Source organism: Streptomyces yokosukanensis (assembly GCF_001514035.1).
Lineage (GTDB): Bacteria > Actinomycetota > Actinomycetes > Streptomycetales > Streptomycetaceae > Streptomyces > Streptomyces yokosukanensis.
Genome location: NZ_KQ948215.1, coordinates 277,494 through 303,705, shown reverse-complemented (window position 1 = coordinate 303,705; position 26,212 = coordinate 277,494). Strand labels below are relative to the sequence as shown.

Genomic DNA, 26,212 nt, shown 5'->3' with positions numbered 1-26,212 from the left:
ACGGACGCGGTCGTCCGGCGGCCCTGCGGTGCGCGGACCGCTCACTTCAGCAGTCGGGACAGCCTGCGGTCCGCGAGGGGCTTGCCACCCGTCTGGCAGGTCGGGCAGTACTGCAGCGAGGAGTCGCTGAAGGAGACCTCGCGGATGGTGTCGCCGCACACCGGGCAGGGTCCGCCGGTGCGGCCGTGGACGCGCAGGCCGCTCTTCTTCTCGGCTTTCAGCCGCCCGGCGGCCACGCCCCGGGAGCGGTCCACCGCCTCGGTCAGCGTGGTGCGCAGCGCCGTGTAGAGCCGGTGGGTCTCGTCCGGGGTCAGGGTGGCGGCGAGCTTGAACGGGGACATCTTCGCGGCGTGCAGGATCTCGTCGCTGTAGGCGTTGCCGACGCCCGCGATCAGGGACTGGTCGCGCAGCGCGCCCTTCAGCCGACGTCTCTCGTCCGCCAGCAGCGCGGTGAGGCGGTCCTCGTCGAAGTCGGGGGCGAGCGGGTCCGGGCCGAGGCGGGCGATGCCCTCCACCGTCTGCGGATCGCGGACGACGTACACCGCGAGGCGCTTTTGGGTGCCGGCCTCGGTGAGGTCGAAGCCCTCGCCGGTCTCCAGCGCCACGCGCAGCGCGAGCGGGCCCTTGCCCGGCTTCGGCGGGCCGTCCGGGAGCCGGTCCCTCCACTGCAGCCAGCCGGCGCGGGCCAGGTGGGTCACCAGGTGCAGCCCGCTGTCCGCGGCCAGGTCCAGGAACTTGCCGTGCCGGTGCACGGCCGTCACCTCGCCGCCCTCGAAAGCGGTGACCGGAGGGTCGTACGTCTTCAGGACGCTGACGGCGACCGGCAGCACCCGCGCCACCCTGAGGCCGACCAGATGCTCGGTGAGGAAGTCCTTCAGCGCTTCTACCTCGGGCAGTTCCGGCATACGTCCAGGGTGCCATCCGGTACCGACAATGCCGGGTGAACCGCCTCAGCCGGCCGGCCGGAACTCGCACCACACGGCCTTGCCGCCGCCGCGCGCCTCCACGCCCCACGCGTCGGCCAGCCGTTCCACGAGGAGCAGGCCCCGGCCGGAGACGCCGTCCTCGCCGGCCTCACGGCGGCGCGGCAGGGCGCTGGAGGAGTCCTCGACCTCGATCCGCAGCCTGCGGTCCCCGTCGTCGATCGCCCGCAGGGTCACGATCGCGGAGCCCTCGGTGTGCATCAGCGCGTTGGTGATCAGCTCGTCGGCGACCAGCTCGACCTCGTCGGCGCGCCCGCCCGCGCCCCAGCTGCGGACCGCGGCGCGGATCATGTGCCGGGCGTGGGTGAGGGCCTCCGGGTCGCCGGGGGCCACGTGCTGCTGCAGCCGGCCGCCGGCCCGCGGCGCCTCGGGGACGCGCCGGCGCAGCAGGAGCAGCGCCACGTCGTCGCCGCCACCCTGCTCCTCCGCCAGCCGGATCAGCCGGTCGGCCAGCGTGCGCACGTCGTCGGGGCCGTCCGTGACGATGGCCGTGAGACGGCGCATGCCGTCGTCGAGGTCGGCGCCGGGCTGTTCGACCAGCCCGTCGGTGCACAGCAGCAGGGTGTGGCCCGGGTCGAGTTCCAGGGTGGAGACGGGGTACTCCAGCCGGTTGAACTCGGCGGACAGGCCGAGCGGCAGCCCGCCGTCGACCGGGACCCGGCAGCAGGTGCCGTCGCTGTGCCGGATCAGCGGGTCGATGTGCCCGGCGCGGACCGCCTGCACGACTCCGGTGGACAGGTCGGCCTCGGCGTACAGGCAGGTGGCGAAGCGGTCGGTGTCGAGTTCGTGCAGGAAGACGGAGGCGCGGGCCATCACGGTGGCCGGCGTGTGTCCCTCGGCGGCGTAGGCGCGCAGCACGATCCGCAGCTGGCCCATGACGGCCGCGGCATGGGTGTCGTGGCCCTGTACGTCGCCGATGACCGCGCCGACCCGGCCGCCGGGCAGCGGGATGAGGTCGTACCAGTCGCCGCCGATGTCCCGGCCGAGGGTGCCCGCGGCCGTGGCGGCGCGGTAGCGGACGGCGATGTCGGCGCCGCGGACGCTGGGGATGGTGCGGGGCAGCATGGCCTGCTGCAGCCCCTGGGCGAGGTCCTTCTCCTGCTCGTAGAGCATGGCCCGCTGCAGGCTCTGCGCGATGCTGCTGCCGAGCGCGACCAGCACGGCGCGCTCCTCGGCGGAGAAGACGCGCCGGTCGTCGTAGAGCAGGCCCATCGCGCCGATCGGGCGGGCCTGGGCGATCAGCGGCAGATAGGCGGCCGAGGTGATGTGCAGGTCGATGAGGTGCGGCCAGAGGATCGGGTAGCCCTCGGCGAACTCCTCGGGGGACTCGATGAAGCGCGGCAGGAGCGTACGGACGACCTCGCTCATCGGATACGGCTCGTCGATGCGGTTCACCTGGCTGGCGGGCACGAAACTGCCGACCGGGGCCTCGGCGACGAGGCGGATCCGGCCCGCCTCCACCAGCCCCATCACCAGGCTGGCGGCGCCGAGGCGGCGGATGCCGTGGGTGTCCTTCAGGACGTCGATGACGTCTCGGACCGTACGGGCGTGGGCGAGGGCCGCCGAGACCACCTGGACGATGTTGGTCTGCTGGCGGAACGCCTCGTCCCGGGCGGCGCGCAGGATGCGTGCCTCGCTGTCGGCGAGTTCCTCGGTGGCGTCGCGGACTATGCCGACGACCCGGCGCGGGCGGCCGGTGTCGTCCCGGCGGATGTAGCCCTGGGTGTGGGTCCAGCGCGGCGTGCCGTCGCGGCGGCGGATGCGGAAGTAGGTCCCGTAGTTGTCGCTGCCGTCCTTGATGGCCCGGGCCACCACCGCGTCCAGCCGGGCCGCCTCGGGCGGCGGCACCCGCACGGCCAGGGACTGGGGGCGTCCGTCGTACTCCTCGGGCAGCAGGTCGAACACCTGGAACGCCTGGGCGTCCATGTGGAACAGGCCCGTGTCCAGGTCCCAGTCGAAGGTGCCCATCCGGTTGAGCGCCAGGATCGGGTCCGGGTGGGCGGGCCAGTCCGCCGGGAGTGACATGGCACTCGCTCCCCGATCTGCCATGGGCCCACCTTGCCAGGATTCAGCGGATTCTTCGACCTGATCGTCGGTGGGTCCTCGGGCGGGCGGCGGCCGGTGCGGCACGCGCCGGGGCCGCTCAGCCGGTGGGCAGGGCGGGGAGGTAGGGCGGGCCGATCTCGTCGAGCGGATCGATCCCGTAGGGCACGTCCGGGACGTCGGGTGTGACCGGGCCGAGACCGAAGGACGGCAGGGCCCACGGGGCGGCCGTGGCGGGCGCCGAGGTGGTCCGCCCGGCGAGCAGGCCCGGTGCCGTCGGGGTGGCCGTGCGGGACGGGGTGGCGGCCGTGCCGGACGGGCTGCCGGTCGTGTCCGCGGACGGTCCCGGCCGGGTCCGCCGCGGATCCGGCGCGGTGCTGTCCGGCGCCGCGCTGGCCGCGGCGGCCGTGTCCGCGGGCACGGCTTCGCCGTCGGGCGCCGTGGTGGCCCGGACGGGCGCCGGTACGACATGGTCGTCGCGCACGTCGTGGCCGATCCGGCGTTCGATCCAGGTGCGGGTCTCGATGTTCACGATCGTGAGGCTGGTGACGGCCCGCGGCGCCGGCGCCACCGTGATCACCTTCCCCGGCCGGTAGCCGGACCAGGCACTGCCCCGGGCGCCGAAGCCACCGCGGGTCGGCGAGGGCGAGCCCAGCGGGTTGCCGCAGGCACAGCGCACGCGGGGCACGCCCCGGTTGTCGACCAGGACGGCGGTGCCGGCCTGGAGCACGGCCTGGCGGGCGACCGTCTGGCCGTCGCGGTAGCCGTGGGTGGTGACCCGGGTGTCGGCGCGGAGCACGACCGGGGCCAGGTCCCGCAGGTAGCCGGGCAGTCCGCCGCCGGAGACACCGGCCACGCGGGCGAAGGCGGCGGCCTTGTCGCGGTCCGCCGTCAGAGAGCCGATCTGGCGCCGGACGTCGCAGACGGCGACGCGTGCCGCGCCGCTGTACAGGCCCGGGGTCGCGCCGGACAGCGTGTGCACCGTCCGCAGGGGTGCGGCGACGAGCCCGGCGGGCAGCGCCGGCCGGAAGGACGCGGCGACGGGCGGCGCCGTGGCGCTGACCTCCCGCGTCGCACGGGCCGTGGGTTCGGCCGCGCCCGTCGGCGGGAGCGCTGTGGGGTCGGCGCTGCCCGTGCCGGGGGTCGCCGGCGCCCTGGTCGCGGTGACCGTGGAGCCGGTGAAGGGGTCGGGGCCCTGCGCCGCGGCGGGCAGGAGATAGACGTCCTCGCCCATCCGGGCCTCTTTGACGCCGGGGCGGGTACAGCCGGCGACGAGGAGCACCACCGAGAGGGCGCAGGCGAGGACGATGGATCCGGTGGGTATCCGCACCGTACACTCCGCATCGCTGTGGGTGACTTCACCCCATTGTGTGCCTTGCGCCGGTTTGGCTGGCAACTCGGGGGAGTCCATGATGAAGACGACAGCGGCGGTTTGGCCGTGACGAAGGGCGCGCACAGCCGTGGACTGGTTCACCGCTCCCGACTACTGGCTGGGCCGACTGGTCTTCCAGCGGGCTCTGGCCGCCGTGTACCTGGTCGCGTTCCTGACGGCGGCCCTGCAGTTCCGGGCGCTGCTGGGCGAGCGCGGCATGCTGCCGATCCCCCGCTTCGTGGCGCGCGTCCCCTTCCGGCGGGCCCCGAGCCTGTTCCATCTGCACTACTCCGACCGCTTCTTCGGGGGCTGCGCCTGGGCCGGCTGCGCGGTGTCGGCGGCGCTGCTCGCCGGCGCTGACTCGGCGCTGCCGCTGTGGGCCGGGATCCTGCTGTGGCTGGTGCCGTGGGCGCTGTATCTCTCGATCGTGAACGTGGGCCAGACGTGGTACGCGTTCGGCTGGGAGTCGCTGCTGCTGGAGACGGGCTTCCTGGCCGCGTTCCTCGGCAACGACGAGGTGGCGCCGCCGATCGTGGTGCTGTTCCTGCTGCGCTGGATCCTGTTCCGAGTCGAGTTCGGCGCCGGGCTGATCAAGCTGCGGGGCGACGCGTGCTGGCGGAAGCTGACCTGCCTGTACTACCACCACGAGACACAGCCCATGCCGGGGCCGCTGAGCTGGTTCTTCCACCATCTGCCGAGGCCGCTGCACCGGGTGGAGGTGGCCGCGAACCATGTCACCCAACTGGTCGTGCCCGTGTTGCTGTTCACCCCGCAGCCGGTCGCCTCGGCCGCCGCCGCGCTGATGATCGTCACCCAGCTGTGGCTGGTGCTGTCCGGCAACTTCTCCTGGCTGAACTGGATCACCATCGTGCTGGCCCTGTCCGCGCTGCGGATTCCCGGCTCGGCGCCGTCCGTGCCGGCGGCGCCGCCGTGGTACGAGGGCGTGGTGCTCGCGGTCGCCGCGCTGCTCGCCCTCCTCAGCTACCACCCGGTGACGAACATGATCTCCCGACGCCAGGTCATGAACCGCTCCTTCGACCCGCTGCACCTGGTGAACACCTACGGCGCGTTCGGCAGCGTCAGCCGGGTCCGCTACGAGGTGGTGGTCGAGGGCACCCTGGACGACGTGGCGCGCGAGGACTCGGACTGGCGGGAGTACGAGTTCCGGGGCAAGCCCGGTGACACCCGGCACTGGCCGCGCCAGTTCGCCCCCTACCATCTGCGCCTGGACTGGCTGATGTGGTTCGCGGCGCTGTCCCCGGCCTACGCCGGTGACTGGTTCGGCGGGTTGGTGGAGCGCCTGCTGGAGAGCGACCGCGACACCCTGCGTCTGCTGCGCCGCTCCCCCTTCCCGCCGGACACCCCGCCCCGCTATGTCCGGGCCCGCCTCTTCCGCTACCGCTACACCACCTGGCGGGAGCTGCGGGAGACGGGGGCGTGCTGGGAGAGGACGTACGTGCGTGAGTATCTGCCGCCCACCCGGCTGGCCGGGGTGGTTCAGAGGTCGTAGACGCGGGTGGCGGTGCCCTCGTGGACGGCGGTGCGCTCCGCCGCGCCGAGGCCCGCGGTCAACTCGTCCGCTGTGTGCAGCACGTCGGCGTAGGTGGCTGCCATGGTGCACACCGGCCAGTCGGAGCCCACCATCACCCGGTCCGGCCCGAAGGCCTCCAGCACGGTGTCCGCGTACGGCCGCAGGTCGGCGACGGTCCAGGAGGCGGGGTCGGCCTCCGTGACCATTCCGGAGAGCTTGCAGACGGTGTTGGGCAGGGCGGCGAGGGCGCGCAGCTCGGTGGCCCAGGGTTCGCGGGCGCCGGATGCGATCGGCGGCTTGCCCAAGTGGTCCAGTACGAAGGTCAGTCGGGGAAGGGACGCGGCGGCCTCGGCGCAGGCCGGGAGCTGGCGGGGCAGGACCACGAGGTCGTAGACCAGGCCCGCGTCGGCAACGGCCGCGAGCCCGCGCCGCACGTCGGCACGGAGCAGCCACCCCGGGTCCGGCTCACCCTGCACCTGGTGCCGGATGCCCTTCAGGTGGGCACCGCCGGGGAGTTCGCGCAGCCGGGCCAGTTCGTCGGCGACGTCGGGGCGGGTGAGGTCCGTCCAGCCGACGACGCCGGCGATCAGGTCGTGGGCGTCGGCCAGGGCCAGGAACTCGGGCGTCTCCTCGGGCACGGTGACCGTCTGCACGAGGACGGTGCGGGTGACCCCGGCGGCCCGAGCCTCGGGTTCGAGGTCGGCGAGGGTGAAGTCGCGTCTGAGCGGGCTGTGTTCGGGGATCCAGTCCTGCTCCCGCACCGACAGGTCCCAGACGTGGTGGTGGGCGTCGACGGTCACGGCAGCTCCCAGACGACGGGCAGCCCGGCCTGCGCGCCGTCGCGCGAGTAGTCGTGCACGACGTCGAGCAGCTCGGCCATGCGGGCCTGCCAGGCCACGTTGACCGGCAGCTGCTCCAGTTCGGCGAGCAGGCGGGCGTAGTCCTCGCACTCCAGCAGGTGGAACAGGTCGGTGCCGCTGCGCCAGATGGTCCAGGACGTGGCTCCGGCGCCGCGGATGGCGGCGGTGAGCTCCTCGGGGACGTCGCGGTGGGCGGCCTCGTAGGCTCCGATGCGGTCGGGGCGGACCTTGGTGTGCAGGGCGACTCTCATGACGGGCCCTCCTCTCGGGGCAGCAGGCCGGATTCCCGCGACTCCCGCCAGAACTCCGCCGGGACCGGGGTCGCGAACTGGTCGGCGCAGTCGTGGACCTCGGCCGCGGAACGGGGTCCGACGAGGAGTCCGGCGACGGCCGGGTGGGCGGCGGCGAAGGCGAGGGCGGCGGCCCGCAGGGTGGTGCCGTGCCGCTCGGCGAGCGCCTGCATGCGCAGGGCGCGGTCCAGCAGTTCCTCGGGCGCACGGCTGTAGTCGTACGTCGCCCCGGGCCGCGGATCCGCCAGCAGACCGGAGTTGAAGACGCCGCCGAGGACCACCGACACCCCGCGCTCGGCGGCCGCGGGCAGCAGTTCGGTGCCTGCGCTCTGGTCGAGCAGGGTGTAGCGGCCCGCGCAGAGCACCACGTCCACGTCGGTGTCGCGGACGAACCGGGTGAGCATCGCGGTCTGGTTCATGCCGGCGCCGATCGCGCCGACGACGCCTTCGGCGCGCAGCTTCTCCAGGGCCGGGTAGCCCTCGCGGAAGGCCTGCTCGGCGTGGTCGTCGGGGTCGTGCAGATAGACGACGTCGACGCGGTCCGTGCCGAGGCGGGTGAGGCTCGCCTCCAGGCTGCGGCGGACGCCGTGGGCGCTGAAGTCCCACACGCGGCGGTGGGTGGCGGGTACGGCGAAGGCGTGGGCCAGGTCGTCGCCCGTGCCGTCGGCGGGTTCGAGGCGCCGACCGACCTTGGTGGAGAGCGTGTACCGGGCGCGGTCGTACGGCCGCAGGGCCGCGCCGAGCCGCCGTTCGGACAGGCCGAGTCCGTAGTGCGGGGCCGTGTCGAAGTACCGGATGCCCCGCTGCCAGGCGGCCCGTACCGCCTGCGCCGCCTGCTCGTCGTCCAGCGGGGTGTAGAGGTTGCCGAGCGGCGCGGCGCCGAAGCCGAGCGGGGTGACCTCGACGCCGCTGCGCCCCAGCGTCCTCACCGGTCCACCGGCCGGAGCCTGAGTCCCTGCATGCCGCCGTCGACGGCGAGGGCGGTGCCGGTGGTGGCGCCGGACAGGGGACCGGCCAAGTAGGCGATGGCGCCTGCCACTTCGGCGGCGGAGACCAGTCGGCCGGTGGGCTGGCGGGCCTCCAGGGCGGCGCGTTCGGCGGCCGGGTCGGGGGCCGCGTCCAGCAGCCGGCCGATCCACGGGGTGTCGACCGTACCGGGGTTGACGCAGTTGACGCGGATGCCCTCGCGGACGTGGTCGGCGGCCATGGCGAGGGTCAGGGAGTACACGGCGCCCTTGGTCGCGCTGTACAGGGCGCGTCGGGGCAGTCCGGCGGTGGCGGCGATGGAGCAGGTGTTGACGATCGCCGCGTGGGAGGAGCGGCGCAGGTGCGGGAGGGCGGCGCGGGCGGTGCGGACCATGCCGAGGACGTTGACGTCGAAGACGCGTTGCCACTCGGCGTCGTCGTTGTCCTCGACAGTGCCCTGGGCGCCGATCCCGGCGTTGTTGACCAGGACGTCCAGCCCGCCGAGGTCCTCGGCGGCCCGCTCGACGGCGGCGCGCACCGAGGTGTCGTCGGTGACGTCGGCGCGGTGGGCGAGGAGCGGCTCGTCGACGTCGGCCGGGTCCAGGTCGAGGACGGCGACCCGGGCTCCACGGGCGGCGAGGAGGTCGGCGGTGGCCCGGCCGATGCCGGACGCGCCGCCGGTGACCAGGGCCCTCAGGCCCTCGAAGTCGCTCATGCGGCCTGTCCCTTCTGGGTGTCGGGGTCGGCGGCCCAGAAGGTGCCGCCGGGGAAGGTGTAGCGCGCGAGGGCCTCCGGGCGCAGGGCGGCGGAGAAGCCGGGCGCGGTGGGTGCCGTGTAGTGGCCGTCGCGGATGACGACCGGGGTGACGAAGTGCTCGTGGAGGTGGTCGACGTACTCGACGACCCGGTCCTCGGTGGTGCCCGAGACGGCCAGGTAGTCGAACATCGACAGATGCTGGACGAGTTCGCACAGGCCGACGCCGCCCGCGTGCGGGCAGACCGGGACGCCGAACTTGGCGGCGAGCAGCAGGATGGCGAGGTTCTCGTTGACGCCGGCGACGCGGGCGGCGTCGATCTGGACGATGTCGAGGGCATCGGCCTGGAGCAGCTGCTTGAACACGATCCGGTTGTGCACGTGTTCCCCGGTGGCGACCTTCACCGGGGCCACCGCGCGGCGGATCGCGGCGTGGCCGAGGACGTCGTCGGGGCTGGTGGGCTCCTCGATCCAGTACGGGCCGAACTCGGCGAGCGCCCGGGTCCAGCGGATCGCCTCGTCCACGTTCCAGCGCTGGTTGGCGTCGACGGCGAGGCGGATGTCGGGGCCGATCACGGCGCGGGCGACCCGGCAGCGCCGGATGTCGTCGTCGAGGTCGGCGCCGACCTTCAGCTTGATCTGCGTGAAGCCGTCGGCGACGGCCTGCGCGGCGAGCCGGCCGAGCTTGTCGTCGTCGTAGCCGAGCCAGCCCGGGGAGGTGGTGTAGGCGGGGTAGCCGCGCTGGAGCAGCCGCGCCCGGCGCCCGGCCACGCCCTCCCGGCCCCGGCGCAGCAGGCCGAGGGCCTCGGCGGGGGTGAGGGCGTCCGCGATGTAGCGGAAGTCGATCTGCTCGACCAGCCACTCGGGTTCGGCATCGGCGAGCAGCTGCCACAGCGGCTTGCCGGCCCGCCGGGCGGCGAGGTCCCAGACGGCGTTGACGACGGCCCCGATCGCCATGTGCATCACGCCCTTCTCGGGGCCGAGCCAGCGCAGTTGGCTGTCCCCGATCAGGTCCCGGAAGAGCGAGCCGGGGTCGGCGCACAGCCGCGCCACGTCCCGGCCGAGCACATGGTCCCGCAGCGCCTCCACCGCGGCGACCTGGACGTCGTTGCCCCGCCCGATGGTGAACACGAACCCGTGTCCCTCGTGCCCGTCGCCGGCGTCGGTGCGCAGCACGACGTAGGCCGCCGAGTAGTCGGGATCCGGGTTCATCGCGTCGGAGCCGTCCAGCTCGCGCGAGGTGGGGAAACGGATGTCGTGGGTGTCGACCGCGGTGATGCGGGCGGGGGCCTGGGACACTGAAGTCCTTTCGATCGGCGGAAGTTTGACGGCTCGTCAGTCCTGGGCGCGGCCCGTGGTCACGCGGGCGATCATGAGGGCGACGAGGATGATCCCGCCGTAGATGGCCTGGATCCAGAACGACGGGACCTGGGCGAGGGTGAGCAGGTTCTGCACGACGCCCAGGAGGAGGACGCCGGTCAGGGCGCCGAACATGGTGCCCTTGCCGCCGTCCAGGCTGATGCCGCCGATCACCGCGGCCGCGAACACCGTGAAGATCATGTTCTGGCCCTGGTTGGCGCTGATCGCGCCGACGTAGCCGGTCTGCAGCAGGCCGCCGACGGAGGCGAGCACGCCCGCGACGACGTAGACGCCGAGCATGACCCGGTCGACGCGGACACCTGCGGCGCGGGCGGCGTCCGCGTTGCCGCCGATCGCGTACAGGGCGCGGCCGGCCCGGTGGTACTTCAGCAGGAACCCCGTGACGGCGAAGGCGACCGCGGCGAGCCACACGGACAGCGGGACGTCGAGGAAGGTGGTGGTGGCCAGGGAGTAGAAGCTGTCGGGCATGCCGAAGAGGGTCTTGCCCTGGGTGGCGCCGACGAGCAGACCGCGCAGCACGATGAGCATGGCGAGCGTGACGATGAAGGCGTTGAGCCGGAACTTCACGACGAGGACCCCGTTGAAGGCGCCGATGGCCGCGCCGACCAGGGGGATCGCCAGCAGGGCCAGCGCGGCCGGCCATGTGGTGCCCCAGCCGGACTGGGCGGCGGGCAGCACCAGCAGGGCGCCGACGGCCGGCGCGATGCCGACCACGGACTCCAGGGACAGGTCGAACTTGCCGGTGATCAGCACGAGGGACTCGGCGAGCACGACCATCGCGAGCGCGGCGGAGGCACCGAGGATGGAGATCAGGTTCCGCTCGGTGAGGAAGGAGTCGTTGACCACCGTGCCGAGCACCATGAGCAGCAACAGGGCCGGGACGAGGGCGAGTTCGCGGGCGCGGCGGAGCAGGACGGTCCTGGCCGAGCGGGCGTCCGGGGTCTTCGTGGGTGCGAGCGGCGGGGCGGCCCGGGTGTCAGCCATGGTCAACTCCTTCGATGGAGGCGATCAGCTCGTGGTCGCGCCAGCCGGCCGGGTGCTCGGCGACGACACGGCCGTGGAAGAGGACGAGGACGCGGTCGCAGCGGCGCAGGTCGTCGAGTTCGTCGGAGACGACGAGGACGGCGGTGCCGTCGTCGCGGGCGCTGTCCATGCGGGCGAGCAGCGATTCCTTGGACTTCACGTCGACGCCGGCGGTGGGGTTGATCAGGACCAGCAGGCGGGGCTCACCGGCGAGGGCGCGGGCCATGACGACCTTCTGCGCGTTGCCGCCGGACAGGTCGGAGACGGGCTGGTCGGGGCCTTCGGCGTGGATGTCGAGCCGTTCGATCAGGTCGGCGGCGAAGCGTCGGCGTGCGTCGGTGGCGACGAAACCGGCCCGGCCGAGCCGGTCCAGCACGCTCAGCGTCGCGTTGTCGCCGATGCTCATCCCGGCGACCAGCCCCTGCTCGTGGCGGTCGCGCGGGACACAGCCGATGCCGGCCCGCAGCGCGGCCCGTACGTCCCCGAACCGCAGCCGCTGCCCGTCCAGTTCGGCACTGCCACCGGTCGGGGTGTGCAGTCCGGCGAAGGACTCGGCCAGCTCGGTCTTTCCGCTGCCGCTGGAGCCGGCGAGTCCGACGACCTCGCCGCGGCGCACGGTGAGGTCGACGCTCTCGTACGCCGGTGAGCTGAGGCCGTGTGCCTCCAGCAGGACGGGGGCGCGGGCGTCGACCGCCCGGTCCGCGAGGGCTTGTTCGCCGACTGACTCCCCCGCCATGGCCTCCACCAGCGCCGTCCGCGGCAGGTCGGCCACGGGTGCGGTGGTGATCCAGCGGGCGTCGCGCAGCACGGTGACCGTCTGGCAGACCTCGTACACCTCCTGGAGGTGGTGAGAGATGAACAGGAAGGTGACGCCGGACTCCTGAAGGGCACGCATCCGGGTGAAGAGCCGCTCGATCTCCCGGTTGTCGAGCTGGGCGGTGGGTTCGTCCAGCACGATGAACCGGGCACCGAAACTCAACGCCCGTGCGATCTCGACCATCTGGCGGTCCTCGACCCTCAGGTCGGCGGTGCGGGCCTCGGGATCGACGCGCACGTGCCAGGTGTCGAGGAGTTCGGTGGCCTCGCGCCGCAGCCGGCGCCAGCTGATGACGCCGCGGCCGGTCGGCTGCCGGTTCAGGAACAGGTTCTCGGCGACCGTCAGCTCCGGGACGACCGTCGGTTTCTGGTAGACGCAGGCGACCTTGCGGCGCCAGGCGTCCCGGTCGGCGAGCGAGGGCGCGGGCTCGCCGTCGAAGCGGACGCTGCCGGCGTCCGGGGCCTGCAAGCCGGTGAGAACGTTGACCAGGGTGGACTTGCCGGCGCCGTTGCGGCCGACCAGGGCATGGGACTCGCCCGCGTGGACGGTGAGGCGGCCGTCGGCGAGGGCGACCGTGGGGCCGTACCGTTTGACGACGCCCTGGGCTTGCACCAAGGGGATGCTCGGGGTGCTCATTTGACCGTGTTGCCCCACAGCTTGGGGTCGTCGACGTTGGCCTTGGTGACCAGCGGCGCGGGCAGCTGGTCCTCCAGGATGCCGTTCGGCAGCTTCACGATCGTGGAGCCGTGGTCGGTGGGTCCGGGCTTGAACGTCTTCCCCGCCATCGCCGCCTTGATGTAGTACAGGCCGTACCGGGCGTAGGCGTCGGCGGGCTGGGAGACCGTGGCGTCGATCTGGCCCTTGCGGATGGCGTCGAACTCCTGCGGGATGCCGTCGTTGGAGACGATGGCGATGTGGCCGCTCCGGCCCGCCGTCTTCAGCATGTTCTTGGACTTCAGGGTCTGCAGGGTCGGCGCGAGGTAGACACCGCCGGCCTGGAGATAGATGCCCTTGATGTCCGGGTTGGCGTTCAGGAGCGTGTCCAGTTTGGCGGCGGCGGTGTCGGACTCCCACTTCGCGGGGATCTCCAGCACCTTGAGCTTCGGGTACTTCTTCTTCACACAGGAGCGGAAGGCCTCGGAGCGGTCGCGTCCGTTGACCGAGGCGAGGTCGCCCATGACCTGCACGACCTTGCCGCTGCCGATGTGCTGTCCGAGGTAGTCGCAGGCCTTCTCGCCGTAGGCCACGTTGTCGGCGCGCACCACCATCGCGACCTTGCCCTTGTCGGGCGCGACGTCCACGGCGACCACGGGGACGCCCTTGCGCCGGGCCTGGTCGAGTCCGGCCTGGATGGCGGCGCTGTCCAGGGGTGCGACGACCAACCCCTTGACGCCCTGGGTGAGTTCGTTGTCGATGTCGGTGATCTGCTGCGAGGGGTCGCTGTTGGAGTTGACCGTCTTCAGCACCTCGACGCCCTCGGACGTGGCCATCTTGGGCACGTAGTCGTTGTACGACTGCCAGAACGGCGAGGTCAGCAGCGGCAGGATCACACCGACCTTGCCGGTGCCGCCGCTGCCCGTGCTCGCGGTGTCCTTGGTGCTGCCGCAGGCGGCGAGCATGAGCGAGGCGCCGGCGGCCAGAGCCACCGCGCCGATGATCCGGGACCTGCTGCGCTTCCTGACCGTGCTGGCGGGCATCTCGCGGCTCCTCGTCGAGGGGGTTCGAGCAGACGCCGCATACTTATCAGACCAATGAGCCGACGCAACACCCTCGTGCGGCGATAATTCGGTTCGACGACCCATAGTGGTCGGACCACTCCGGTGGCTAGACTGCGCCGCACCGGGCGACCGGACGTCGGCACCGGGTGACTGGAGGAGTGGCGTGGACGAGGAAGCCCCGCAGAAGGGCACGGTGACCCAGCGCGCCATCGAGGAGATCAAGGCGATGATCGCCGAGGGCCGGCTGGAGCCGGGCCAGCGGCTGCCGACCGAGCGGGACCTCGCCGCCCGGCTGGGCATCTCGCGCAGCTCGATGCGGGAGGCGATCCGCGCGCTCACGGTGCTGGGCGTCCTGGAGGCCCGGCACGGCTCCGGGATCTACGTCACCGCGCTGGAGGCCGGTGACCTGCTGGAGACCTTCGGGGTGGTCGCGGACCTGTCCCGGGGCCCGCGTCTGGTCGAGCTGCTGGAGGTGCGCCGGATCCTGGAGTCGACGGCGACCGCGCTGGCCGCCGCGCGCATCACCGAGGACCAACTGGCCGCCGTGGAGAAGCACTTGGCGGCGATGAACGCCACCGACGACCCCGAGGAGATCCTCGCCCACGACCTCGCCTTCCACCGCGAGATCGCCGCCGCCGCGGGCAACGAGACCATGGCCGCCATGCTGGAGGGCCTGTCCTCGCGCACCTTCCGGGCCCGCGTCTGGCGCGGCTACCAGGAGGAGGGCGCCTTCGCCCGCACCCGCCGCGAACACGCCGCCATCCACCGCGCCCTCGCCGCCCGCGACCCGGAGGCGGCGCGGACGGCGGCAGCGGCCCATGTGGGCGAGGTGGAGGAGTGGCTCCGGGCGCAGCTGCGCGCCTAGGGCGTGCCCGCGAGGCATGACGAGACATGACGAGGACGAGGGGCGAGGCGGCGGCCCGGTCCTCCGCTCACGCGGCCGGGGTCATGCCCTCCTCAGTCGTAGCGTCACCAGCTCGAACGGCCGTAGCCGTACGGTGATCCGCGCGCCGTCGCGCACCGGGGGCTCGGTGCCGGTCGACGGCCTCTCCAGCAGGTCGGTGACCGTGACGTCCGCGACCTCGAAGCCGGTGGTGAGCGTGGCGCGGGCCCGTCCGCCGTGGGCCTCGTGGAAGCGGACCACCACATCGCCGCTGCCGTCGTCGGCGAGCTTCACGGCCGAGAGCACGACGGCGTCGTGGTCCACGCTGACCAGCGGGGCGACCTCGTGGCCGCCGGTCACGCGCCGTTCGGGCAGATTGATCCGCCAGCCCTCGCGGACCGCGTCGGCGATCGAGGCCCCCGGGACCAGGGCATGCCGGAAGCGGTGGACGCCCTGGTCGGTCTCGGGGTCGGGGAAGCGCGGGGCGCGCAGCAGAGAGGCGCGGACGGTGGTCGTCGTGCCCCGGTCGCCGGCGGAGCGCACCGTGCGGGTCACGTCATGGCCGTACGTCGAGTCGTTGACGACCGCCACGCCCCAGCCGGGCTCCCGCACATGGACGAACCGGTGGTTGCAGGCCTCGAACTTGGCCGCCTCCCAGGAGGTGTTGGTGTGGGTGGGCCGGAACACATGTCCGAACTGGGTCTCGGACGCGTACCGTTCGGCGTGCAGATCGAGCGGGAAGGCCAGCTTCAGGAACTTCTCCGTCTCGTGCCAGTCGACCTCGGTGTCGATCAGCAGCCGCCGCTCGCCGGGCGGCAGCGACAGCACCTGGACGACCCGGGAGTCGCCGAAGGCCCGGGTGACCAGGACGGAGCGGCCGTCCTCGCCGGCCCGGACCGACTCGGCGTCGGTGAGATCGGTGACCGTGTTCCGGTAGAACTCGTCCACGTCCCAGGCGTCCCACATGTTCGGGAAGTCCTGGTGCAGCTGGAGGAGGTTGGCGGCCTCGCCGGGGGCGATCGTCTCGCGGTCGGCCTCGATGTCGTGGGCGCGCACGACCAGGCCCCGGGCGTCGATCTCGACCCGGAGCAGGCCGTTGGCCAGCACGTACCCGCCGTCCGCCCGGGGGGCAAGGTTCGTGCCCTGGGGCAGCAGCGGCGCTCCGGCACCACCGGCGGGCACCCCGGCACGGCTGTGCGGGGCCGCGTTGAAGACCAGCTCCCGCTCCCCCGCTCCGGCCAGGGCGCGCTGAGCGGCGCCGATGATCTCGTCCAGTTCCGCGGCGATCCGCTCGTACGTCGCCCGTGCCTCGCGGTGCACCCAGGCGATGGACGAGCCGGGCAGGATGTCGTGGAACTGGTGCAGCAGGACCGTCTTCCAGATGCGGTCCAGATCCTCGTACGGGTAGGGGGAACCGCAGCGTACGGCGGCGGTGGCCGCCCACAGTTCGGCCTCGCGGAGCAGGTGTTCGCTGCGCCGGTTGCCCTGCTTGGTCTTCGCCTGGCTGGTGAACGTGGCGCGGTGCAGTTCGAGGTACAGCTCGCCGACCCAGACGGGCGGTTGCCGGTACTCGGCCTCGGCCTTCTCGAAGAAGGCGCGGGGTGTCTCCCAGACGACGGCCGGCGAGCCTTCGAGGTCGCGCAGCCGGGCCGCCTTGGCGACCATCTCGCGGGTCGTGCCGCCGCCTCCGTCGCCCCAGCCGGTCGGTGCGAGGGAGTGGCGGGCCCGGCCCTTGTCCTTGAAGTTGCGCTCGGCGTGGGCGAGTTCGCTGCCTTTCATGGAGCAGTTGTAGGTGTCGACGGGCGGGAAGTGCGTGAAGATCCGGGTGCCGTCGATGCCCTCCCACTGGAAGGTGTGATGCGGGAACGAGTTCGTCCGCGACCACGAGATCTTCTGGGTCAGCAGCCATTTGCTGCCCGCCGCCTTGATGATCTGCGGCAGCCCGGCGGCGAATCCGAAGGTGTCCGGCAGCCAGGCCTCCTCGTTCTCGATGCCGAACTCGTCGAGGAAGAACCGCTTTCCGTGCACGAACTGTCGGGCCATCGCCTCCGAGCCCGGCATGTTGGTGTCCGACTCCACCCACATCCCGCCGGCCGGCACGAACCGCCCCTGAGCGACGGCCTTCTTCACCCGCGCCCACACCTCGGGGCGGTGCTCCTTCACCCACGCCCACTGCTGGGCCTGGGACATGGCGAAGACGAACTCGGGCTCGTCCTCGATCAGGGCGGTCATGTTGGAGGTCGTGCGGGCCACCTTGCGGACCGTCTCCCGCAGCGGCCACAGCCAGGCCGAGTCGATGTGTGCGTGCCCGACGGCGCTGATGCGGTGGGCGGACGGCACGGCGGGTGCCGACAGGACTCCGGTGAGCCGCTGCCGCGCCCGGTCCGCCGTGCCGTTCACGTCCTGCAGGTCGACGGCGTCCAGGGCCCGGTCGACGGCGCGCAGGACGTCGTGCCGGCGCGCGGAGTCCACGGGCAGCTCGGCCATCAGCTCGCCGAGCACCTCCAGGTCCATGACCAGCTGCCACACGGATGCGTCGAAAACGGCGAGGTCCATGCGGGTGAGCGTGTACTGCGGCTCGTGCCCGGCGGTGTCCTTGTCGCCGAGCCGGGTGGGCAGGAAGGGGTGGTAGTCGAGGATGACGGGGTTGGAGGCGGCCTCGATGTGCAGGCGGACCTCCTCGCCGCCCTCGGCGGGCGCGGCGATGCGCACCCACTGGTTGCGCGGGTTCAGGCCCTTCACCGGGCTGCCGTCGGGCCGGTGGACCAGGCCCTCGCACTGGAAGCCGGGCATGTTCTCGTCGAAGCCCAGGTCGAGCAGGGCCTCGACGGTCTTCCCCGCCCACTCCTTCGGCACGCTCCCGGTCACCCGGAACCAGCTCGTGCCCCAGGGAGCACCCCACCGGGCGCCGACCTCGATGGGCTCCGGCTCGGCGGCGAGCCCCTCCGCGACCGGTACGGGCTCGCCGGGCGCGTGCCAGACGGCGACCCGCAGCGGCACGGACTCGGGGTACACGGCGGGGCGGATGCGTTCGTCGAGGACGCGCCTGAGGCGGGCTTCCACCAGAGTGCGGTCGTCATGCATGCGGGGTGCTCCCTGCGGGTTCCGGGGATCGCGGCGTCTGCGGCCGCTCACCAGGGGTGGGTGACGGTCACGGCGGTCGAGGCGTTGTACAGCTCCCCCACGGCACGCGGTTCGAACCGTGCGGCTCGCGGCGGTGGTACGGGCGTCCGCGGGGGCCGCGGTGGCGGCGTTCAGGGCCGTGCGTCTGGTGGGGCGCACGAGGGGGTGCTTCCGTGTGGGGTGGGGAGTACCTGGTCGGGAGTGACGACTTCGGTGATGCCGCGCGCGGCGAGATGGTCCTTGTCGTCCCCGCGGGTGTCGAGGACGGCGGCGGGGCGGGCGCCGTCGGCGACCAGCCGGAAGAAGGCGTCGAAGACGTCTCCGCCGGGGGCGCAGCGGGACCGGCTGGCCGGATCGTCGGGCACGACGAGGGCGGTCGTGCGCACGGCCGGGGCCGCAGGGGTCCGGTGTGCCGCCTCGGCCAGCACGCGTGCGATGTCCTTGGGTGCGCGGTCGCTGGTGAACAGGCCGAGCCCGTATTCGAGTTCGGGAAAGTCGGCGAGGTCGCGCGAGACGTCGTACGAGCACCACCAGGTGACGCCCCACAGGTCGGGGCAGTCGAGGGCGTGGGTGACGGTCGCCTCGGCGAAGGAGGCGGCGTGCTCGGCGGGCACGAGCGGTGCGGGCGCGCCGACCTCCTGCAGCCACACCGGCCGGTGGGGTGCGTCCGCCCAGGCCTTGCTCAGCTCGACGAGGTAGGCGGCGTGGTGCTCGGCCGGCACGGAGGTACGGCCGTGGCGCTGGGCGGTGCCGTTGAACACCCAGGAGTGCACGGCGGTGAGGTCGCCGAGCCGGGCGGAGTGGGCGGGGGTGAAGGGCTGGTCGTCCTGGTACCAGGCGGCGTCGTAGGAGGCATGCAGATGGAGCCGGTCCGGGGCGCCCTCGGCGCAGGCGGCCAGCATCCGCACGAGCCACCGCTCGGCCTCCTCGGCCGTGATCCGGTCGGGGTCGGGGTGGGGTCCGGCCGCGAACTGGTTGACCTCGTTGCCGACGGTCATGCCGATGAAGTTCGGCCGGTCGGCGAGGGCGGCGGCGAGGGTGCGCAGATAGGCGGCCTGGCCCTCGACGACCTCCGGGTCGGTGAAGAGGTTGCGCCGGTGCCAGGTGCGGGTCCAGGCGGGCAGGAAGTCGAAGCTGCTCAAGTGGCCCTGCAGACCGTCCACGTCGACGTCCAGTGCGCGTTCGGCGGCCGCGTCGGCGAGGGCGACGAGCTGGTCGACGGCGCGCGGGCGGATCAGGGTGCGGTTGGGCTGGAAGTAGGGCCACAGCGGGAAGACGCGGATGTGGTCGAGACCGAGCCCGGCGATCGCGTCGAGGTCGGCACGCACGGAGTCGAGGTCGAAGTCGAGCCAGTGGTGGAACCACCCTTCGCTCGGGGTGTAGTTGACGCCGAAGCGTACGGCTGCAGGCATGAAGGTCCTCGGGCGTTGCGGTGGAGGCGGTTCAGCCCTTGACGGCGCCCTCGCCGACCCCGCGGAAGAAGTACCGCTGCAGGCAGGCGAAGAGGGCGATGAGCGGGGCGACGGCGATCACGGTGCCGGCGGCGACGAGGCGTTCGTCGTTGGCGAAGGTGCCGTGCAGATAGTTCAGGCCGATGGTGAGGGTGAACTTGGAGGGGTCGCTGAGCACGATCAGCGGCCAGAGGAAGTCGTCCCAGGCGCCCATGAAGGCGAAGATCGCGACGACGGCCAGCGTGCCCTTCACCGAGGGCAGCGCGATGCGCAGGAACCGCTGCCAGACGGTGGCGCCGTCGACGTAGGCCGCCTCCTCGATCTCGTACGGCAACGAACGGAAGGCGCCCCGCATCAGCAGCACGTTCATCGCGCCGACCGCGCCGGGCAGGACGACGCCGACGAGGGTGTTGTTCAGGCCGAGTTCGCGCATGGTGGTGAACTGGGCGATGACGATGCCCTCGACGGGCACGAGCATCGCGAGCACGAACACCAGCGTGGTCGCGCGCCGGCCGCGAAAGCGCAGCCGGGCCAGGGCGTACCCGGCGAGCGCCGAGCCGACGCAGTTGGTGACGACACTGGCGGTGGCGACCTTCAGGGAGTTCAGGCCGTAGTCCCAGACGGGGATGGTGTCGGCGACCCGTGTGTAGTTGTGCAGCGTGGGGCGGGCGGGCAGGAAGCTCGGCGGTGAGCTGTAGATGTCCTCGGTGGGGCCCTTGAGGGAGGTCGACAGCTGCCAGAGGAACGGGCCGACGGTCAGCGCGAGGACGGCGAGGAGCAGCAGATAGCGCCAGACCAGCTCGCCGACGCGGACACGGCGGCCGTTTTCGTCGGTGACGCGCGGCTCCCGCTGCCCGGTGACGGGCGGCTCGGGCCGTACCTTCTCCAGGACGCTCACGCATCCTCCCTGCGGTCGGCGCGCAGCACGAGCAGCATCAGCGCGACGGTGACAACGAACACGACCACGGAGAGCGCGGAGGCGTAGCCGACGCGGCCGGTCAGGCCGGTGCCGGTGCGCTGGACGAGCATGACGAGCGTCGTGTCCTCTCCGGCCGGGCCACCGGTGGGGCCGGCCATCAGGTACACCTCGGAGAACACCTTGAACGCGTTGACCGAGGAGAGCGCGGCGACCAGCACCATCGTGGAGCGCACGGCGGGCACGGTGACCGACAGGAAGCGGCGCACGGGTCCCGCGCCGTCCACGGCGGCGGCCTCGTGCAGTTCACGGGGCACGTTCGCCAGCGCCGCCAGGTAAATGATCATGTAGTAGCCGAGGCCCTTCCACACCGTGACGGCCATCGCGCTGAGCAGGAGCAGCCACTGGTCGCTGAGGAACCCGATCCGGCCGATCCCGATGCTCTCCAGCAACGAGTTGACCAGACCGCGCTCGTCCAGCAGCCACACCCAGATCAGTCCGACCACCACGATCGAGGCGACGACCGGGGTGTAGAAGGCGGAGCGGAAGAAGGTGATGCCGGGGATGTCCTTCCGCACCAGCAGGGCGAGCAGCAGCGGCAGGACGACGAGGGCGGGGACGACGCCGAGGATGTACAGGGTGCTGTTGCGCAGCCCGGTCCAGAACATGTCGTCGTGGAGCAGCTCGCGGAAGTTGGCGAGGCCCACGAAGTGTCCGGGCAGCAGGGTGCGGCGGTCGGTGAAGGAGTTCACCAGGGTGGAGACGAACGGGTAGAGCACGAAGGCGCCGACGACGAGCAGTCCGGGAGCGGCGAACAGCCAGGGACTGAGAGGCAGTTGGCGCCTGATCCTGATCTGCGGCGGGCGCCCGGGGCGGACGGGGGTGGCCATCCGGGGTCAGTCCTGCTGGAGCAGGCGGTCGGCGGCGCCGACAGCGTTGTCGAGGGCCTTCTTGGGGCTCTCCTTGCCCTGGAGCGCCTTGGCCACCTCGTTGCGCAGCGCGGTCTTCATCTGTTCGCTGAACAGCACGGGCGTGTAGTTGACCGCGCTCTTCAGGGACTTGGCGGCGGCGACGCGCACCCGGGTCTCGTCGGTTCCGTCCTGCTCGGTGAAGTACGGGTCGTCCAGGGAGCCGGCGGTGCTCGGGAAGATGGCGACCTTCTTCGCGAAGGACATCTGGTTCTGTGCGTCGGTGACGAAGTGCGCGAAGGCGACCGCGGCCGGGGTGTGCTTGGTGCGGGAGTTCACCATCACGCCCATCACGTACATGTTGACGTGCCCGGTGCTGGTGATCTGGTCGGTGATTCCGATGTTCTTGTACAGGCTCGGCGCGTTCTTCTTGAAGTTGTCGAGGTCGAGGGCGCTGCCGGGGTTCATGGCGACGGCGCCGGTGAGGAACTTCCGGCCGGAGGACTCCGGGGTCGCGGTCAGGGCCTGCGGGTCGAGGGCCTTGGCGTCGTACAACTCCTTGTAGCGGGTGAGGAGTTCCACGCCCTTGGCGTCGTTGAAGGCGAAGGCGGTGCCCTGCTTGTTCATCAGGGTGACGCCGTAGCGTCCGAAGTCCTCGATGGTGGGCACGTTGGCGAGGGTGGCGACCTTGCCGTCGCTCTTCCTCGCCATCTGCAGGGCGTCCGCGAAGAGTTCGTCGTACGTCTTCGGCGGCTTGGCGGCATCCAGGCCGGCCTTGTCGAAGAGGGCCTTGTCGTAGAAGAGGGGGCCGGTGTTCAGATACCAGGGGAAGGCGTAGGTGCCGCTCATGCCCGGCACCTGGTGGCCGGCCCAGGCGCCGTCCAGGTACTCGGACCTGTACTTTCCGGCGCTCTTGTCGAGGTCCAGGGCGAGGCCGGCCTTGGCGAGGGGCGCGACCAGGTCCGGCGAGACGTTGACGACGTCGGGCAGGGTGCCGGCGGCGGCGTCGGCGCTGAGCTTGTCGGCGTAGCCCTCTGCGGGCTGGTCGATCCACTTCACATGGGTTCCGGGGTACTTCTTCTCGAAATCGGCGACGAGGCCGTCGAAGTACGACTTGAAGTTCGCGCGCAGGTTCCAGGTCTGAAAGGTGATGTCGCCCTCGACCTTGCCGGAGGCGTCGGTCGAGCCACCGTCGTCCCCGCCCGAGCCGCAGGCGCTGAGCGGCAGGACGAGGGCCACGACTGCGGCGGCGAGGGCTCTGCGGGACATGGGCACGGTGACACGGCTCCCTTGCTGTGTCGGGCTGCTGGCGGTGCCAGAGACGATGCACGGGCCGTTCCGAGAAAGTCAACGGATACGCGAACTAAAGAAAATCGGCATTCATTAGTGCAGGTCAGAGAGAGAGCATCGAGAACTTGCCACGGTTCGCTAATGCGCTTTAGGGTCTTGACACTCAAGCGCATTAGCGAACCGTGCCCGGAAGGGGGTGAAGCGTGCCGCCGACCAGACGGTCCCCCGCACGCCGGCCCACGATGAAGGACATCGCCCGGCGGGCCGGGGTCTCCGAGAGCGCCGTCTCCTTCGCGCTCAACGGCCGCCCCGGCGTCTCCGAGGCCACCCGGGCGCGGGTCCGCCGGGTCGCCGAGCAGCTCGGCTGGCGGCCCAGCACGGCCGCCCGTGCCCTGTCCGGCGAGGGCGCGGCCACGGTCGGCTTCGTCCTCGCCCGTCCCGCGCACACCCTGGGCGTCGACTCCTTCTTCCTCCAACTCGTCTCCGGAATCCAGGAAGTGCTCGCCAAGCGGCATCTCGGTCTGCTGTTCCAGGTCGTGGAGGACGTGGCCGACGAGTGCGCGGTCTATCGCCGCTGGTGGGCGGAGCACCGGGTGGACGGTGTGCTGGTCGTCGACCCGCGCGCCGACGACCCGCGCCCCGACCTGCTCGACGAACTCGGGCTGCCCGCCGTGGTGATCGGTGGCGCCCCCGACGAGCGCCACCCCGAACTGTCGACGGTCTGGGCGGACGACGCGGGCGCGATGGCCTCGGTGGTCGACGAGTTGACGGCGCTGGGCCACCGGCGGATCGTGCACATCGCCGGACTGCCGGGGCTCGCCCACACCCAGCGCCGGATCCGCACCCTGCGCGCCGAAGCCGACCGGCGCGGTCTGACCGAGGTCCGCTCGGTCACCACCGACTACTCCGACGCGGAGGGCGCCGCCGTGACCCGCCGCGTGCTGCGCGCGGCCCCTGCCCCGACGGCGCTGATCTACGACAACGACGTCATGGCGGTCGCCGGGGTCTCGGCAGCGGCCGAACTCGGCCACGCGGTACCGGCGGACGTCTCCGTCGTCTCCTGGGAGGACTCGGCCCTGTGCCGCATGGTCAAGCCCTGGCTGTCTGCGCTCTCCCGCGACAGCGCGGAGTTCGGACGCACCGCGGCGCGGGAGCTGACGGCCCTGCTGGACGGGGGGACGGCGCGGGCCGTGCGCGTACCGGTCCCGCGTCTGACGGTGCGGGGCAGCACGGCGGCCGCGCGCGACGACGAGCCGCGGTGACCCGGCCCACCGCCTTCGCCGCAGATGTCGACGACGCCACGGGCCGCGAGCGGCCCGTCCCGACTGCCCTCGTCGGGTGCGTCGTGCACCGGCGCGCGGACGGTGCGGCCGGGGCCTGGGCCACCGCGCTCACCCGTGCCAGTCGACCTTGAACACCCATGCGTGTCTGCCCGCCCTGCGGGCCGCCCCGGGCACGTCGATCACGAGTGCGCCGCCGGTGACCGTCCAGCTCAGGGGGCGGTCGTGGCCGAGCATCGTCACCTTGTCCCCGGGGCGCACGGGCACCGGGGCCTCGACGGTGAGCTTCGGACCGGGCTCGGCGAGGGAGTGGATGTAGAAGGCCTCGTCCGGGCGGACGGTGAACCGCAGGTCCTCGCCCAGCTGGGCGGTCCGCGACCAGTAGGTGGTGTCGTAGATCGCCTCCCCGTTGGTCTTCAGCCACTCACCCGTCTCCCGCAGCCGGGTCTGCATGATCTCGGGGATCGTGCCGTCGGCGCGCGGTCCGATGTCGAGGAGGAAGTTGCCGTTCTTGGAGACGATGTCGACGAGACTGTGGACGACCTCCTGCGCGGTCATGTAGGCGGAGTCGGGCGTGGCCTGGTTGTAGCCGTAGGAGAACGGGTCCAGGCCTCTGCTGGCCTCCCACTTGGCGACGACCGTGTTGGCGTACGTCGTGTACTCGGGCGTCGTGAAGTCGTGGAAGGCGATGCCCGAGCGGTCGTCGACCGTGACGTCGATCGGACGGGCCCGGTTCTTGGCGTGGTTGAAGTACTCGGCGAGGACACGGAGGCTGTCGTTGGCGCCGCCGATGTCGCACCAGATGATCTCGGGGTCGTAGCCGTCGACCAGTTCGAGCATCTGCGCGGCCTGGTAGTCGTGGACGTAGTCCTTGCCGGCCGTGTAGCCGGTGTACGGCACCGGCTGGAGGGTGTACGGATTGCGCGGGGCGTGCCCCGTCCACGGGTTGTCCGGGTTGAACCACTCGGGCATGGAGAAGTACAGGCCGCGGTGGAGTTCGGGGGCGTAGCGGCGGCTCGCCTCGAAGAGTTCCCTCACCAGGTCCCGCTTCGGGCCCATCTTGACCGCGTTGCGGTCGCAGACCTGGGTGTCCCACAGGGCGAAGCCCTCGTGGTGCTTGGACGTCAGCACGTGGTACTCGGCGCCCGCGTCGCGGAACAGCTCCACCCAGGCCCGCGGGTCGAACCGCTCGGCGGTGAAGCGGGGGATGAAGTCGTCGTAGGCGAAGTCCTCGCCGTAGGTGTCCCGGTGGTAGGCGTACACGGCGTTGGACGGGTCCTGCATGTGGTTCCAGTACCACTCGGCGTACTCCTTGCCCACCGGTGACCAGGCGGGCACCGAGTAGACACCCCAGTGGATGAAGATGCCGAACTTGGCTCCCTGGAACCAGTACGGCGCCTGGTGGGCGGAGAGCGAGGCCTCGGTGGGCTGGTAGTCGGCGGTGCCGAGGGTCAGGGCCGCCCCGCCCGTGGCCGCTCGGGCCCCGCGGCCGGTGACCGTGACCGTGCCGTCCCGGCGGGTGCCCGGCGCGGTGCCCGGGTCGTTGCGGATGCCGATGCGGACGCGGGCCTGTTCGCCGGGGTCCAGGCGGCGGATCCGGGCCGGCTGGACCGTGCGGGCGCCGGGGGCGTCGACGGCCACCGAGACGCCGTCCGCGGCCAGTACGGCGACGGTGCCCGCGTTGACGACCGTGGCCTCCACACTCTGTGCGCCGGACGGTTCGAGCAGGGAGGGGGTGGAGTGCGCGGCGCGCAGGGCCAACGCCCGCCCCTCGGCGACGGGTTGCAGACTGAGGGCGAAGATGTGCAGGGACGACTTGTTCGCCTGGGCCGGGTTGGTGACCGGGAGGGTGAGGGCGATCGCCTCCCGGCGTGAGTCGATCCAGATCTCCGAGACGCCGATGCCGACCCCGTGCTCGTCCCTGCCGCCGTCGGGGCGGTAGCGGTAGGGCGCCGAGAGCGGGCCGCCCGCCGCGTACCAGTCCGCGCCGCCGAGGCCGGCGGTCGTGGTCGTGCCGTCGGCGTAGTGCACGGTGGCCGTGCCGGAGGCGTTGCCGTAGCTGGCCGCGGTGAGGAAGGACGCCGACAGGTAGCGGCCCCGCGGCAGGTCGAGGCGCTGGCCGAGGGCGACGACGTTGTTCCGGGTCCCCGCGGTCGAGGCGGGGAACCGGAAGGGCACACCGGCCACCTCGATCTCCCCGGCGGGGAGTTCCTCACCGGGGAAGGTGTAGCCGGATCCGTCGAAGTCGCCGCCGCGGGCGGAGGCGGTGTCGATGCCGTCGTTGTCGTAGAGGGCGTCGAGCGGAACGGGCACCGGATCGGGGACGGCGGCCCACGGTCCCGTCCGGTCGGCGGCCCGCGCCCCCCGCGGGCCGGCGGCGAGCGCGGGGGTCGGGGCGGCGAGCGGCAGGGCGGTCGCGGCGGTGACGCCCGCCGCCGCGCCCAGGATCAGACGTCTGGGATACGTGCTCATGAGCGGCTCCCACAGAACTCCGATTCATCGGACGTCTGATGATTGTGGGGCGGCCGGGAGGCTGTCAACGGGGCTGCAAGGGGCTTCACTTGACCTATTGATCGGACGATCGACGGGGTGTCCGGCAGGACCTCTCGACGTACCGCGCCCGAC

At 72.2% G+C, this 26,212-nt stretch carries 20 protein-coding genes; 3 read left to right on the top strand and 17 right to left on the bottom strand.

Translation table 11 applies throughout. From position 1 onward, the window contains the following. Positions 1-41: 41 nt before the first annotated feature. The 3 genes from AQI95_RS25660 to AQI95_RS25650 all read right to left on the bottom strand — a co-directional run bounded on the left by AQI95_RS25660 (position 42) and on the right by AQI95_RS25650 (position 4,356). Positions 42-905, bottom strand: a complete 864-nt coding sequence (locus tag AQI95_RS25660; RefSeq protein ID WP_067128320.1) for an Fpg/Nei family DNA glycosylase — start codon at positions 903-905, stop codon at positions 42-44. 45 nt (positions 906-950) lie between these two features. Beyond that, entirely contained in the window at positions 951-3,032 is a 2,082-nt protein-coding gene (locus tag AQI95_RS25655; protein ID WP_067128317.1) for a SpoIIE family protein phosphatase, read from the bottom strand. Positions 3,033-3,126: 94 nt separating this feature from the next. Beyond that, the gene (locus AQI95_RS25650; RefSeq protein ID WP_067128314.1) at positions 3,127-4,356 is read right to left on the bottom strand and encodes a DUF6777 domain-containing protein; all 1,230 of its coding nucleotides are present in this window, start codon (positions 4,354-4,356) and stop codon (positions 3,127-3,129) included. 130 nt (positions 4,357-4,486) lie between these two features. On the opposite strand from AQI95_RS25650, the gene AQI95_RS25645 reads away from it, so the two are divergent. After that, a complete protein-coding gene (locus AQI95_RS25645) occupies positions 4,487-5,908 on the top strand; it encodes a lipase maturation factor family protein (RefSeq protein ID WP_067128312.1) in 1,422 nt (473 codons plus the stop codon). Here the strand turns inward: AQI95_RS25645 and AQI95_RS25640 are convergent. The 8 genes from AQI95_RS25640 to AQI95_RS25605 are packed head-to-tail and all read right to left on the bottom strand — an operon-like array spanning position 5,896 to position 13,715. Next, positions 5,896-6,729 carry an amidohydrolase family protein gene (locus tag AQI95_RS25640; RefSeq protein ID WP_067128309.1) on the bottom strand — a complete coding sequence of 278 codons (834 nt, stop codon included), beginning with the start codon at positions 6,727-6,729 and terminating at the stop codon, positions 5,896-5,898. The two genes, AQI95_RS25645 and AQI95_RS25640, sit on opposite strands and share 13 nt — an antisense overlap. Continuing rightward, positions 6,726-7,040, bottom strand: a complete 315-nt coding sequence (locus AQI95_RS25635; protein WP_067128306.1) for an L-rhamnose mutarotase — start codon at positions 7,038-7,040, stop codon at positions 6,726-6,728. Before AQI95_RS25635 ends, AQI95_RS25640 begins: the two co-directional genes overlap by 4 nt. Beyond that, a complete protein-coding gene (locus AQI95_RS25630; protein WP_067128303.1) occupies positions 7,037-8,008 on the bottom strand; it encodes an aldo/keto reductase in 972 nt (323 codons plus the stop codon). Before AQI95_RS25630 ends, AQI95_RS25635 begins: the two co-directional genes overlap by 4 nt. Further along, the gene (locus tag AQI95_RS25625) at positions 8,005-8,760 is read right to left on the bottom strand and encodes an SDR family NAD(P)-dependent oxidoreductase (RefSeq protein WP_067128300.1); all 756 of its coding nucleotides are present in this window, start codon (positions 8,758-8,760) and stop codon (positions 8,005-8,007) included. The genes AQI95_RS25630 and AQI95_RS25625 overlap by 4 nt, the downstream gene beginning before the upstream one ends. Beyond that, positions 8,757-10,097 carry an L-fuconate dehydratase gene (locus AQI95_RS25620; RefSeq protein ID WP_067128296.1) on the bottom strand — a complete coding sequence of 447 codons (1,341 nt, stop codon included), beginning with the start codon at positions 10,095-10,097 and terminating at the stop codon, positions 8,757-8,759. The genes AQI95_RS25625 and AQI95_RS25620 overlap by 4 nt, the downstream gene beginning before the upstream one ends. Before the next feature lie 36 nt (positions 10,098-10,133). Further along, complete coding sequence (locus AQI95_RS25615) at positions 10,134-11,162, bottom strand: ABC transporter permease (RefSeq protein WP_067128293.1); 1,029 nt, start codon at positions 11,160-11,162, stop codon at positions 10,134-10,136. After that, positions 11,155-12,654: a sugar ABC transporter ATP-binding protein gene (locus AQI95_RS25610; RefSeq protein WP_067128291.1), complete on the bottom strand. Its 1,500-nt coding sequence runs from the start codon at positions 12,652-12,654 to the stop codon at positions 11,155-11,157. Before AQI95_RS25610 ends, AQI95_RS25615 begins: the two co-directional genes overlap by 8 nt. Next, the gene (locus AQI95_RS25605) at positions 12,651-13,715 is read right to left on the bottom strand and encodes a sugar ABC transporter substrate-binding protein (protein ID WP_067128288.1); all 1,065 of its coding nucleotides are present in this window, start codon (positions 13,713-13,715) and stop codon (positions 12,651-12,653) included. Before AQI95_RS25605 ends, AQI95_RS25610 begins: the two co-directional genes overlap by 4 nt. Before the next feature lie 184 nt (positions 13,716-13,899). Here AQI95_RS25605 and AQI95_RS25600 point away from each other — a divergent pair, with 184 nt between their 5' ends. Continuing rightward, complete coding sequence (locus tag AQI95_RS25600) at positions 13,900-14,601, top strand: FadR/GntR family transcriptional regulator (protein WP_067128286.1); 702 nt, start codon at positions 13,900-13,902, stop codon at positions 14,599-14,601. A gap of 81 nt (positions 14,602-14,682) precedes the next feature. Here AQI95_RS25600 and AQI95_RS25595 read toward each other — a convergent pair whose 3' ends face one another. The 5 genes from AQI95_RS25595 to AQI95_RS25575 all read right to left on the bottom strand — a co-directional run bounded on the left by AQI95_RS25595 (position 14,683) and on the right by AQI95_RS25575 (position 22,292). Next, complete coding sequence (locus AQI95_RS25595) at positions 14,683-17,703, bottom strand: alpha-mannosidase (protein WP_067128283.1); 3,021 nt, start codon at positions 17,701-17,703, stop codon at positions 14,683-14,685. Positions 17,704-17,873: 170 nt separating this feature from the next. Continuing rightward, complete coding sequence (locus tag AQI95_RS25590; protein ID WP_067128280.1) at positions 17,874-19,154, bottom strand: glycoside hydrolase 5 family protein; 1,281 nt, start codon at positions 19,152-19,154, stop codon at positions 17,874-17,876. Positions 19,155-19,185: 31 nt separating this feature from the next. Beyond that, on the bottom strand, positions 19,186-20,091 hold the full coding sequence (locus tag AQI95_RS25585; RefSeq protein ID WP_067128278.1) for a carbohydrate ABC transporter permease: 906 nt from the start codon (positions 20,089-20,091) through the stop codon (positions 19,186-19,188). Next, positions 20,088-20,999: a carbohydrate ABC transporter permease gene (locus tag AQI95_RS25580; protein WP_067128275.1), complete on the bottom strand. Its 912-nt coding sequence runs from the start codon at positions 20,997-20,999 to the stop codon at positions 20,088-20,090. The genes AQI95_RS25585 and AQI95_RS25580 overlap by 4 nt, the downstream gene beginning before the upstream one ends. Positions 21,000-21,005: 6 nt before the next feature. Beyond that, on the bottom strand, positions 21,006-22,292 hold the full coding sequence (locus AQI95_RS25575) for an ABC transporter substrate-binding protein (RefSeq protein WP_067128272.1): 1,287 nt from the start codon (positions 22,290-22,292) through the stop codon (positions 21,006-21,008). Positions 22,293-22,549: 257 nt separating this feature from the next. Here AQI95_RS25575 and AQI95_RS25570 point away from each other — a divergent pair, with 257 nt between their 5' ends. After that, entirely contained in the window at positions 22,550-23,569 is a 1,020-nt protein-coding gene (locus AQI95_RS25570; RefSeq protein WP_067128269.1) for a LacI family DNA-binding transcriptional regulator, read from the top strand. Positions 23,570-23,698: 129 nt separating this feature from the next. On the opposite strand, the gene AQI95_RS25565 is transcribed toward AQI95_RS25570, so the two are convergent. Further along, a complete protein-coding gene (locus tag AQI95_RS25565) occupies positions 23,699-26,059 on the bottom strand; it encodes an alpha-L-fucosidase (RefSeq protein WP_067128266.1) in 2,361 nt (786 codons plus the stop codon). Positions 26,060-26,212 lie beyond the last annotated feature (153 nt).

Coding starts and splice junctions, on each gene's coding strand:
- AQI95_RS25625 (WP_067128300.1), bottom strand. CDS start 8,760: ATGAGCGACTTCGAGGGCCTGAGGGCCCTGGTCACCGGCGGCGCGTCC.
- AQI95_RS25655 (WP_067128317.1), bottom strand. CDS start 3,032: ATGGCAGATCGGGGAGCGAGTGCCATGTCACTCCCGGCGGACTGGCCC.
- AQI95_RS25635 (WP_067128306.1), bottom strand. CDS start 7,040: ATGAGAGTCGCCCTGCACACCAAGGTCCGCCCCGACCGCATCGGAGCC.
- AQI95_RS25610 (WP_067128291.1), bottom strand. CDS start 12,654: ATGAGCACCCCGAGCATCCCCTTGGTGCAAGCCCAGGGCGTCGTCAAA.
- AQI95_RS25590 (WP_067128280.1), bottom strand. CDS start 19,154: ATGCCTGCAGCCGTACGCTTCGGCGTCAACTACACCCCGAGCGAAGGG.
- AQI95_RS25570 (WP_067128269.1), top strand. CDS start 22,550: ATGAAGGACATCGCCCGGCGGGCCGGGGTCTCCGAGAGCGCCGTCTCC.
- AQI95_RS25595 (WP_067128283.1), bottom strand. CDS start 17,703: ATGCATGACGACCGCACTCTGGTGGAAGCCCGCCTCAGGCGCGTCCTC.
- AQI95_RS25605 (WP_067128288.1), bottom strand. CDS start 13,715: ATGCCCGCCAGCACGGTCAGGAAGCGCAGCAGGTCCCGGATCATCGGC.
- AQI95_RS25660 (WP_067128320.1), bottom strand. CDS start 905: ATGCCGGAACTGCCCGAGGTAGAAGCGCTGAAGGACTTCCTCACCGAG.
- AQI95_RS25565 (WP_067128266.1), bottom strand. CDS start 26,059: ATGAGCACGTATCCCAGACGTCTGATCCTGGGCGCGGCGGCGGGCGTC.
- AQI95_RS25615 (WP_067128293.1), bottom strand. CDS start 11,162: ATGGCTGACACCCGGGCCGCCCCGCCGCTCGCACCCACGAAGACCCCG.
- AQI95_RS25580 (WP_067128275.1), bottom strand. CDS start 20,999: ATGGCCACCCCCGTCCGCCCCGGGCGCCCGCCGCAGATCAGGATCAGG.